Source organism: Streptomyces sp. NPDC048349 (genome assembly GCF_040651925.1).
In the GTDB taxonomy this organism is placed as follows: Bacteria; Actinomycetota; Actinomycetes; order Streptomycetales; family Streptomycetaceae; genus Streptomyces.
The window spans coordinates 1-11,880 of sequence record NZ_JBEZLA010000007.1 but is presented as its reverse complement, the minus strand read 5'-3'; the positions used below and the strand labels follow the sequence as shown (position 1 = coordinate 11,880).

3 protein-coding genes are annotated in these 11,880 nt (G+C 75.4%); all 3 read right to left on the bottom strand.

The features are described 5' to 3' along the window. Positions 1–52 precede the first annotated feature (52 nt). On the bottom strand, positions 53–5,398 hold the full coding sequence (locus tag AB0D44_RS06315) for an SDR family NAD(P)-dependent oxidoreductase (RefSeq protein ID WP_362585193.1): 5,346 nt from the start codon (positions 5,396–5,398) through the stop codon (positions 53–55). A gap of 32 nt (positions 5,399–5,430) precedes the next feature. Continuing rightward, positions 5,431–8,799, bottom strand: a complete 3,369-nt coding sequence (locus tag AB0D44_RS06310) for a beta-ketoacyl synthase N-terminal-like domain-containing protein (RefSeq protein ID WP_362585190.1) — start codon at positions 8,797–8,799, stop codon at positions 5,431–5,433. 254 nt (positions 8,800–9,053) lie between these two features. Next, positions 9,054–11,880, bottom strand: a 2,827-nt coding sequence (locus tag AB0D44_RS06305; RefSeq protein ID WP_362585187.1) for an SDR family NAD(P)-dependent oxidoreductase, incomplete at its 5' end; no start/stop codon positions are given.

Below are 11,880 nucleotides of genomic sequence, written 5' to 3'. Positions count from 1 at the left end.
TCGCAGTGCGCGCGTCGCGGACCGGGCTGTGGATCGGGTCCCGCGCGGCCGGTCAGGTGAGGCCGAATTCGTTGTCGATGAAGGCGAAGACGTCGGCGGCGGAGGCGGCCTCGAGCTGGTCGCCGATGCCCTGCGCGCCGGTCGTCGCGTCGAGGATCCCGGTCAGCCGCGCCAGCAGGCCCTGCAGGCGGGCGGTGATGCGGGTGGCCTCGATGTCCTCGGCGGCGAGGGCCGCCGCGGTCTCTTCGAGGCGGTCCAGCTGGGCGAGGACCGGCAGTTCGCCGCCGTCGGCATCCTGGCAGAGCTCGGACCACAGGTGGGCCGCGAGCGCCCCGGGAGCGGGGTGGTCGTAGACCATGCTGGTGGGCAAGGGGCGGCCGGTGGCCGCGACCAGCCTCGTCCGCAGGTCGACGGCGGCCACGGAGTCGAAGCCGAGGTCGGTGAAGCCGCGGTCGGCGGGGACCTCGGCCGGGTCCTCGTACCCGAGCAGTGCGGCCACGTGCGTACGGACCAGGTCGAGCAGGGCCGCCCGCTGGTCGGCCCGGGAAAGTCCGGCCAGCTTGCCCGCGAGGTCCTGGCCCTCCCCGGCGCCGCCCGGTGCCGGGTCGGTGGCGAGGGCGGCGCGCGCCTCGGGCAGGGCGGCGAGCAGCGGGCGCGGGCGGGCGAGTGCGTAGGTCGGTGCGAAGCGTTCCCAGTCGAAGGCGGCGACCACGGCGTCCGGTGCGTCGCCGGCCAGGATGCGGCGCAGGGCGCCGACGGCCCGGTCGGGTCGCATCGCGGGAGCTCCGATGCGCCGCATGACGGCGGCCAGGTCGGCGTCGACCATGCCGCCGTCCCAGGAGCCCCAGGCCACGGAGGTGGCGGCGAGGCCGCGGGCGCGGCGGTACTGGGCGAGGCCGTCCAGGTAGGCGTTGGCGCTGCCGTAGGCGGACTGTCCGGCGCTGCCCCATACGGCGGCGCCGGAGGAGAAGAGGACGAAGGCGTCCAGTGGGGTGTCCGCGAGGAGTTCGTGGAGGTGCCGGGCGCCGAGGACCTTGGCGCCGGCCACTTCGGCGAGGTCGGCGAGGGTCAGTTCGGGCAGCGGCGCGATGCGCTGCGGGAGTCCGGCCGCGTGGATGACGGCGGTGAGGTCGGGGAGGGTGGCGAGGAGGTCGCGTACGGCCTCGCGGTCGGCCACGTCGCAGGCCTCGACGGTGACCCGTACGCCCGACTCGCGTATCTCGTCTGCGAGTTGCCGGGCTCCGGGTGCGTCGGGTCCGCGGCGGCCGACGAGGACGACGTGCTCCGCGCCGTCGGCGGCGAGCATCCTGGCGACGTGCGCGCCGAGTCCGCCGGTGCCGCCGGTGACCAGGACGGTGCCGCGCGGGCGCCAGGGCCCGGCCGGGTCGGGGTGCGCGCAGCGCACCATGCGGCGGGCGTACGTACCCTCGGGGCGGACGGCGACCTGGTCCTCGCCGGTGGCGCCGGAGAGGGTGTCGCACACGCGCAGCGCGATCCGTTCGGCGTCGGCGGCCTGCGCGTCGGCGGCCTGGCCGTCAGCGGCCCGGCCTTCGGGGGCCCGGCCTTCGGCGCCGGCGTCGGCCGGTGCGGCTGCGGCCGGCAGGTCGACGAGGCCGCCCCAGGTGCCGGGAGTCTCCAGCGCCAGGGCCGCGCCGAGGCCCCAGACGGCGGTCTGCGCGGGCCGGGGCGCCTGGTCCGCGTCACCCGTGGCCACCGCCCCCCGGGTGAGGCACCACACGCGGGCGGTGGATTGCCGCCCGGCCAGTTCCTGGAGCAGGGCGACGGTGTCCGCGAGGCCCTGGGAGAGCACGGGGTGTTCGGGGTGCGGGGTGTCGTCCAGCGCGAGCAGGCTCAGCACCCCCGCCGGGGCCGCCGGGAGCGCCTGGGGCAGTACGGGACGCTGCGCGCCGCCGGTCTCGCGCAGTACGGGCGTCGCGCCGCGCAGGGTGAGCGCGTCGGCGAGCCGTACGGCGAGGGGGCGCTGGGTGGCGGTGTGGAGGACGAGCCAGTCCCCCTCGAGCGGGGCGGCGGGCGGGTCGGCGACCGGCGCCCAGGCGACCCGGTAGCGCAGGGCGTCGATCTCGGCGGCCTCGCGGCGGCCGGCGCGCCAGGTGGTGAGGGCGGGCAGGACGGGGGCGAGGTCGGCGGGGTCGAGGCCGAGCCGCTGGGCGAGGCCCGCGGTGTCCTCGCGTTCGACGGCGTCCCAGAACTGCGATTCGCCGGGGTCGGCGGCGGGCGCGGCGGCGGACTGCGCGTCGGACTGCGCGTCGGGCTGCCGGGCCCAGTAGTTCTTGCGCTGGAAGGCGTAGGTGGGCAGGTCCACGCGGTGGGGGCGGTGGCCGGTGGCCGTGAAGTACGCGTTCCAGTCGACGGGGACGCCACGGGTGTGGGCGAGGGCGACGGCGCCGGCCAGCTCCCGCTCCTCGCCGCGGCCGCGGCGCAGGACGGCGGTGAACACCGGCGGGTCGGACCCCTCGGTGCTGTCGGGGAGGCAGTCGGGGCCGAGCGGGGTCAGGGCGGCGTCGGGGCCGAGTTCCAGGAAGGTGTGGACGCCCTTGCCTGCGAGCAGCCGTACGGCGTCGCCGAAGCGGACGGCGGCGCGGACGTGGCGGACCCAGTAGTCGGCGCAGGACAGTTCGTCGTCGCCCGCGAGCCCGCCGGTGACCGTCGAGACGATCGGCGTGCGGGCGGTCCCGTACGAGACGCCCTCGGCGACGGCACGGAACGCGTCGAGCATCGGCTCCATCAGCGGCGAGTGGAAGGCGTGCGAGACGGCGAGCCGTTTGGTCCTGCGACCGGCGGCGGCGAAGTGCGCGGCGAGGGCGAGGGTGTCGGCCTCGTCCCCCGAAACGACCAGGGCACGGGGTCCGTTGAGTGCGGCGATGCCGGTGGCCGGGGTGAGCAGCGGCTCGACCTCGTCCTCGGCGGCCTCGACGGCGACCATGGCCCCGCCCGGCGGGAGGGCGCGCATCAGCCGGCCGCGGGCGGCGACCAGGCGGGCGGCGTCGGGAAGCGTGAGGACGCCGGCGACGTGGGCGGCGGCCAGTTCGCCGATGGAGTGGCCGGCGAGGAAGTCAGGGCGGACGCCCCAGGACTCGACGAGCCGGTAGAGGGCCACTTCCAGGGCGAACAGCGCGGGCTGGGCGTGGCCGGTGTCGTCGAGCAGCGCGGCGTCCTCGCCCCACATGGTGGCGCGCAGCGGGGTGTCGAGGTGTTCGTCGAGGGCGGCGACCGCCTCGTCGAAGGCGCGGGCGAACACCGGTTGCGCGGCGTGCAGTTCGCGGCCCATGCCGAGGCGCTGGGCGCCCTGGCCGGTGAACAGGACGGCACTGAGCGCGTCGGGGCGGGCGGCGCCGGTGACGGTGCCCGCGGCGGGCAGGTCCGGGTCGGCGGCGAGCGCCCGCAGAGAGCGGACGAGCTCGCCGTGCCCTTCGGCCCGGCCGTCGGCGACCACGACGGCCCGGTGCTCCAGGGCGGCCCGGGTGGTGGCCAGGGACCAGCCGATGTCGACGAGCGCCTGCCCGGGCTGCGCCTCGACGTGCTCGGCGAGCCGCGCGGCCTGCGCGGCCAGCGCCTCGGGGCGGCGGGCGGACACGAACACGGGCACGAACCGCGGCGCGGTGCCGCCTGCGGCGGGCTCGACGGTACCGGCCCCGGCCGTGCCGGACCCGGCCGTACCGGGCTCGGCGGCACCCGGCCGGGCCGTACCGGGCTCGGCCGTGGCGGACCCGGCCGTACCGGGCTCGGCCGTGGCGGACCCGGCCGTACCGGGGTCGGCGGCACCCGGCCGGGCCGTACCGGGGTCGGCCGTGGCGGACCGGGCCGTACTGGGGTCGGCGGCACCGGGCCCCGCCGTGCCGGGGTCGGCGGCACCGGGCCGGGCCGTGCCGGGGTCGGCGGCACCGGGCCGGGCCGTGCCGGGCTCGGCCGTGGCGGACCCGGCCGTACCGGGCTCGGCCGTGGCGGACCCGGCCGTGCCGGGGGCGGCGGCACCGGGCCCGGCTGGGCCGGGGGCGGTGGGGGTGGGGTGGGCTTCGGTGGTGGTGTCCACGGCCTCTTCCACGATCACGTGGACGTTCGTGCCGCTCAGGCCGAACGAGGAGACCCCGGCGCGCTTGGCGCGGCCGCGCGACGGCCAGGGGATCGGCTCGGTCAGCAGGCGTACGCTGTCCGCGCTCCAGTCCACGTTGTGGCTCGGCTCGTCCACGTGGAGGGTGCGCGGCAGCACGCCGGCCCGCATGGCCTGCACCATCTTGATGACTCCGCCGATCCCCGCCGCAGCCTGGGCGTGACCTATGTTCGACTTGAACGAGCCGAGCCACAGCGGCTGGTCGGCGGGCCGCTCGCGGCCGTAGGCCGCGATGAGGGCCTGCGCTTCGATGGGGTCGCCGAGGGTGGTCCCGGTGCCGTGCGCCTCGACGGCGTCGACGTCGGCGGGGGTCAGCCGACCGGAGGCGAGCGCCTGCTGGATGACCCGCTGCTGCGAGGGCCCGTTGGGAGCGGTGAGGCCGTTGGAGGCGCCGTCGGAGTTCATCGCCGAGCCACGGATGACGGCGAGGACCGGGTGGCCGAGGCGGCGGGCATCGCAGAGCCGCTCGACGAGGACCATGCCCGCGCCCTCGGACCAGGTGGTGCCGTCGGCGGCCGCCGCGAAGGACTTGCAGCGTCCGTCGGGGGCGAGGCCCCGGTCCTGGCTGAAGCCGACGAACGAGTCCGCGCTGGCCATGACGGTCACGCCGCCCGCGAGGGCCAGCGTGCACTCGCCGGTCCGCACCGACTGGACGGCGAGGTGGAGGGCCACGAGGGAGGAGGAGCAGGCGGTGTCCACGGTGACGGCCGGGCCCTCCAGGCCCAGCGCGTAGGCCACGCGCCCGGAGGCGACGCTGGCCAGCCCGCCGGTACCGCCGCCGCCCGGGTAGTCGTGGTACACGACACCGGCGAACACTCCGGTCCGGCTGCCCTTGAGCGAGGTGGGGTCGATGCCGGCCCGCTCGATCGCCTCCCAGGACACCTCCAGCAGCAGTCGCTGCTGCGGGTCGGTGTCGCGGGCCTCGCGCGGGCTGATCTTGAAGAAGTCGGCGTCGAACTCGCCCGCGTCGTGCAGGAAACCGCCTTCCCGGCAGTACGTCTTCCCGGGCGTGCCCGGTTCCGGGTCGTAGAGGGCGTCCATGTCCCAGCCGCGGCCGTCCGGGAAGAGCGAGACGGCGTCCCGGCCGGAGTCCACCAGCTGCCACAGGTCCTCGGGGGACGCGATCCCGCCCGGGAAGCGGCATCCCATCGCGACGATGGCGACGGGCTCGTACCGCTGCTCCTCGGCGTCCCGCAACTGGCGCCGGGTGCGCTGGAGTTCCGTGGTGGCGCGCTTGAGATAGTCCCGGAGCTTCTCGTCGTTGCTCATCGAACCTCAACCAATCTGGAGCTGAACGCTCGCTAGGAGATGCCGAATTCGCTGTCGAGCACGCCGAACAGCTCCTCGTCGGTGACCGTTTCGAAGTCGGGGCCGTCCTGCGCGGGCCGGGGCCCGCCACCGCCCCGTGCGTCGCGCCAGCGGCGTACGACGGCCTCCAGCCGCGCGGTGATCGCATCGGCCCGGGCACCGCCGGCCCCGGTGCCGCCGCCCGCCTCGGGGAACCCGGCCAGCAGGGCTTCGAGGCGGTCCAGTTCGGCCAGCGCGGCCGCGGCCGGGTCGCCGCCCGCGGGTTCGGCCGCCATCCGCTCGCCGAGGTGGGCGGCGGCGGCCCGGGGCGTCGGGTAGTCGAAGATCAGGGTGGCGGGCAGGTCGCAGCCGCTCGCCGCGGTGAGCCGCTTGCGCAGTTCCACGGCGGCCAGCGAGTCGAACCCCATGTCACGGAAGGCGAGATCGGCTTCCACGGCGGCGCTGGAGGGGTACCCGAGGACGGTGGCGACGTGGGTGCGCACCAGCGCCAGCAGGATCCGGGCCCCCTCGGCGGCGCCCACCCCGTCGAGCCGGGCCCGCAGCGCCCGGGCGGTTTCCCGGGATTCCTCGGCCGAGGGGACGTCGTGGGCGGTCGGGGCCACGGGCACCGGGCCGGCGGTGGGACCGGCTGCGTCGACCCAGTAGCGGGCGCGCTGGAAGGGGTAGGTGGGCAGCTCGACGACCCGGGCTCCGGTACCCGCGTAGTACGCCTCCCAGTCCACGCGCACGCCGTCCGCGTGCAGCTGGGCCAGGGCGGTGACCAGGGCCTCGGGCTCGGGACGGTTCCTGCGCAGGGCCGGCACGAGTACCGCGTGCGCGGACTCCTCGCTCTCCAGGCTCTGGCCGGCCAGGCCCGCCAGGATGCCGTCGGGGCCGATCTCCAGGAAGCGGGTCGCGCCCTGCTGCTCCAGCGTGCGGACGGCGTCGGCGAAGCGGACGGCCTGGCGGACCTGGCCGACCCAGTACTCGGGGGCCTGCCAGTCGCTGCCCGCGCGCTCGCCGGTCACCGTGGACACGGCTGCGACACGCGCCGGCGCGTACGTCAACTCGCCTGCAACGGAATGGAATTCCGCAAGCATCGGGTCCATCAGGGCCGAGTGGAAGGCGTGCGAGACGGCGAGGCGGCTGGTCTTGCGGCCGGCCGCGGTGAAGTGCTCCGCGACCGCCAGGACGGCCGCCTCCGTCCCCGAGACGACCACGGACTCCGGACCGTTCACGGCGGCGATGCCCGCGCCCTCGGCGAGCTCCGCCAGCACCTCGTCCTCGGTGGCCTGGACGGCCACCATCGCCCCGCCGGAGGGAAGTTCCTGCATCAGCCGGCCGCGGGCGACGACCAGCCGGGCCGCGTCCGCCAGGGACAGCACTCCGGCCGCGTGCGCGGCGGCGAGCTCCCCGATCGAATGCCCGGCGACGAGGTCGGGCCGTACGCCCCAGGTCTCCACCAGCCGGAACAAGGCGACTTCGAGAGCGAACAGGGCGGGCTGGGTGAGCGCGGTCGCGTTCAGCGCCTGCGCGTCCCCGCCCCACACCACCTCGCGCAGCGACCGCCCGAGCAGCGGGTCGATCTCCGCGCACACCGCGTCGTAGGCCACCGCGAAGGCGGGGAACGCTTCGTACAACTCCCGGCCCATGCCCAGTCGTTGCGCCCCCTGCCCGGTGAACAGGAACGCCGTCCGGCCGCCGCGCCGGATCCGGCCGGTGACCACCCCGGGATGGTCCTCACCCGCCGCGAGCGCCGCCAGCCCCCCGGCGCGGTCGCCGACGAGCACCGCGCGGTGGGCGAAGGCGGTGCGCGAGACGGCGAGCGAGAGCCCCATGTCCGCCGCATCGGCATCGGGCTCCGCCGCAACCCGGGCCAGCAGCCGCTGCGCTTGCGCGGCCAGGGCCTGCTCCGACGTGGCCGACAGCAGCCAGGGGGTCACGGGGAGTCCGGCCCGCACGGCCGCCCCGCCCGCGTCCTGCGCCGCCTCCGCCTCCGCCTCGGCGCCCTGCGGCGCCTCCTCGATGATCACGTGGGCATTGGTCCCGCTGATCCCGAAGGAGGACACGCCGGCGCGCCGCACCGCGCCGGTCGCCGCCCACGGACGCGCCTCGGTGAGCAGCTCCACCGCTCCGGCCGACCAGTCCACCTGGTCCGACGGCCGGTCGACGTGCAGCGTGGGCGGCAGTACGCCGTGCCGCAGGGCCATCACCATCTTGATGACGCCCGCCACACCCGCGGCCGCCTGGCTGTGCCCCATGTTCGACTTGACGGACCCGAGGTACAGCGGCTGCCCCGCGGGGCGTTCCTGCCCGTACGTCTCCAGCAGGGCCTGGGCCTCGATCGGGTCGCCGAGGGTGGTGCCGGTGCCGTGCGCCTCGACGGCGTCGACCTCGGCCGCGGACAGGCCGGCATCGGCGAGGGCCTTGCGGATCACGCGCTGCTGGGCGGGGCCGTTCGGTGCGGTCAGGCCGTTGGAGGCGCCGTCCTGGTTCAGCGCCGAGCCGCGGACGACTCCGAGGACGGGGTGGCCGTTGCGCCGGGCGTCCGAGAGCCGCTCGAGCAGCAGGACGCCCGCGCCCTCCGAGCACGCGACGCCGTCCGCCGAGGAGGCGAAGGACTTCGAGCGGCCGTCGGGGGCCAGGCCGTGCTGGGTGCTGAAGTACACGAACATGTCGGGGGTGGACATCACGGTGACCCCGCCGGCCAGCGCGAGGTCGCACTCCCCCGCACGCAGCGCCCGGGCCGCCAGGTGCAGGGCCACCAGGGAGGAGGAGCACGCCGTGTCCACGCTCACGGCCGGGCCCTCGAGGCCCAGCGTGTAGGCGACCCGGCCGGAGACCACGCTGCCCGCGGTGGTGCTCCCGGGCTCCCGGCCCAGGGCGTAGTCGTGGTACATGACGCCGGCGAAGACCCCGGTCGCCGAGCCCTTGAGCGTGGCGGGGTCGATGCCCGCCCGCTCGATCGCCTCCCACGACACCTCCAGCAGCAACCGCTGCTGCGGATCCATCATCAGCGCCTCGTTCGGACCGATCCCGAAGAACACCGGGTCGAAATCGGCCGCCTCGTACAGGAAACCGCCCTCCCGCGCATACGTCTTCCCCGGCGTACCGGGCTCCGGGTCGTACACCTGCGGATCCCAGCCCCGATCGGCCGGGAACCCCCCGACCGCGTCCACCCCCTCCGCGACCAGCCGCCACAACTCCTCCGGCGTGCCCACCCCGCCCGGGTAACGACACCCCATGCCCACGATCACGACCGGGTCGCGGTGGTGTCCGGCGGGTCCGGCGTGGCGCTCGGCCTCGGCGAGTCGGCGGCGGGCTTCACGCAGGTCGGATGTGGCCCGCTTCAGATACTCGAGAAGCCGCTCCTCATTGCTCACCGAGACCTACTCCCTCTGGTCGGACCGTCCGTGGCGCGGCCCATGTGCCGTACCGGGCCGTGTAGTTGATCGGTGGGAACGCTACTGAGCTGCTGGAAGGGCGGCCTACCCTTAACCCACCCCTGCCGGATCCCGGCCGTCGAAGGGGAGAGCGGGCACCGCTGCGCCCCACGAAAACGGCCGGGGTGCGTGCGGCCGTCGTTCAGCCGTCACGCACCCCGGCCGGGGTGCCGGATCCGCCCCGGGTCGGGCGGTCAGGGGGTCGCGGGGGTGCCGAGCTCGTTGTCGAGGATGTCGAACAGCTCGTCCGCGGTGACCGCGTTCAGGTCCTGGCCACGGTCCGGGATCTCCGGCGCGGCACGCCCCTGTGCGTGCATCGGTGCCCCGTCCAGCCGGCCGGCCAGCTCCCGGAGCCGCTCGGCCAGCCGTGCCCGGGACGGGCCGGTCGGTGGGGCCTCTGCCAGCAGGAGGGACTCCAGCCTCGCGAGGTCGGCTTCCACCCCTGAGGCGGGTCCGGTGGGTGCGGCCGGCGCGGCGGGTGCAGCAGCTGTCAGCCGCCGGGCGAGGTAGCCCGCGACGTCGGCCGCGTTCGGGTAGTCGAAGATCAGCGTCGCGGGCAGGCGCAGGCCACTGGCCGTACTCAGCAGGTTCCGCAGCTCCACCGAGCCCAGCGAGTCGAAGCCCAGCTCGCCGAAGGCGCGGTCCGGTTCGATCGCGTCCCCGGACGGATGGCCGAGTACGGCAGCTGCGTGGCCCCGTACGACGTCCAGGATGATTCCGGTCCTCTCCTCCTCGTCCAGTCCGGCGATGCGCTGGGGCAGCGAGGCGGCATCCGACGAGGAGACCGTCTGGCGCTTGCGTACGGGCGGCACCAACCCCCTGAGAAGCGCAGGCAGTTCGTCGGCGCCACGGGTGCGCAGTGCGCCCGTGTCCACGCGGAGGGGGACGGTGAGCGCGGCGCCCGACGCCAGGGCGGAGTCGAACAGGGCCAGCGCTTCCGTCTCCGACAGGGCGGGTGTGCCGGCGCGGCGCATGCGCTCCAGGTCGGCGGCGGCGAGGTGGCCGGCCATGCCGGTGTTGACGTCCCAGAGGCCGAAGGCCATCGATGTGGCCGGCAACCCCTGCGCATGACGGTGCTCGGCCAGCGCATCGAGGAACACGTTCGCCGCCGCGTAATTGCCCTGCCCCGCCGCCAGGACCAGCCCACCGGCCGAGGAGAACATCACGAACACCGACACACCCATGTCCGCCGTCAGCTCGTGCAGATGCCACGCCGCGTCCGCCTTCGGCCGCAACACCCCCTCCAACCGCTCCGGCGTCAACGCACGCACCACTCCGTTGTCCGCCACCCCCGCCACGTGCACCACACCGCCCAACGGGCGCCCCACACCCTCCAGCACACCCGCCAACGCCTCACGATCAGACACATCACACGCCACCACCGAAACCCGCGCACCCAGTCCCGACAGATCGGCCACCAGACCGCCCACACCCGGCGCATCCGGCCCACGCCTCCCCACCAGCACCAGATCACGCACCCCGTACTGCACCACCAGATGCCGGGCCACCAACGCACCCAGACCACCCGTCCCACCCGTCACCAACACCGGCCCCGAACCATCCCAGACCGAAGCAGCCTCCCCCTCGACAGCGAGCCGGACCAGCCGCGGCACCAACACCCCACCACCACGCACCGCCAACTCCGGCTCACCCAGGCCCAAAAGCGCCCCCACCTCCACCGACCCATCCGAATCGATCAACACCAACCGACCCGGATGCTCCGCCTGCGCCGCACGCACCACACCCCACACCGGCGCCTGCCTCACATCCACCCCACCCCCCTCCCCCACGGCCACCGCACCCCGCGTCACCACCGCCAACACACCATCCCCGCGCTCACCCTCCAACCACTCCTGCACCGCCGCCAAGACGTGTTGCGTGTACGCCCGTACGTCGGCGAGTACGTCTCCGGTGGAGGGCACATCGGCACAGTCGAGGATTACCGCGTCCGCCACCTCGGCCGTCTCCGGCTTCGGCACGGGCTGCCACTCCACCTGGAGCAGCCCGTCGCCGGTCCCCGCGCCGAGCTGCTCGGCCGAGACGGGCCGGGAGAGGAGGGACCCGACCGACAGCACGGGCCGGCCGTGTTCATCGGCCGCGGTGAGGGATAGCCCGTCCTGCTGGGCGACGGGGGTGATCCGTACCCGAAGGGCTTTGGCCCCCGTGGAATGCAGGGTCACTCCGTTCCACGCGAAGGGCAGCAGGGTCTGACCGCCGTCTTCGCGTCCCGGGATGCCGAGCAGCCCGACATGCATCGCCGCGTCGAGCAGGGCGGGGTGGAGCCCGAACCGGGTCGCGTCCTCGGCGGCCTGTTCCGGCAGGGACACCTCGGCGTAGAGGGTGTCGCCCAGCCGCCAGGCGGAGGCGAGGCCCTGGAACACCGGCCCGTAGTGGTACCCGGCGGCCGCGAGCCCGGGATAGGCGTCGGAGACGGGGATCTCCTCGGCTCCCGCCGGAGGCCAGCTGGTGAGCGCTTCTGCCGGATCTGCGGCTGCCGGGGCCACGACCCCTTCGGCGTGGCGGGTCCACGGCAGCTCGGGCGTGTCGTCGGCGCGCGAGTGCACGGACACGGTCCGGCGCCCGGACCCGTCCGCCGGGCCGACCGCGACCTGGACGGCGATGCCTCCGCGCTCGGGAAGGATCAGCGGCGCCTGGAGGGTGAGCTCTTCGAGCAGACCGCAGCCCACGTGGGCGCCCGCCCGGACGGCGAGCTCGACGAAGCCGGTACCCGGGAGGAGGATGCTGCCCAGGACGTCGTGGTCGGCGATCCAGGCGTGGGTGCTCGCGGACAGCCGGCCGGTGAGCACCGCCCCGCCGTCATCGGGCAGTTCCACGGCGGCCCGCAGCACGGGGTGGTCGACACCCACCTGCCCGGTCTCCGCGTTCCCACCGCCGGCGGTGGGAGCCGTCATCCAGTAGCGGGTGCGCTGGAAGGCATACGTCGGCAAGTCGACCCGGCGGGCGCCCGTGCCGGCGTAGAAGGCCGACCAGTCCACGGACACGCCGTCCACGTGCAGCCGG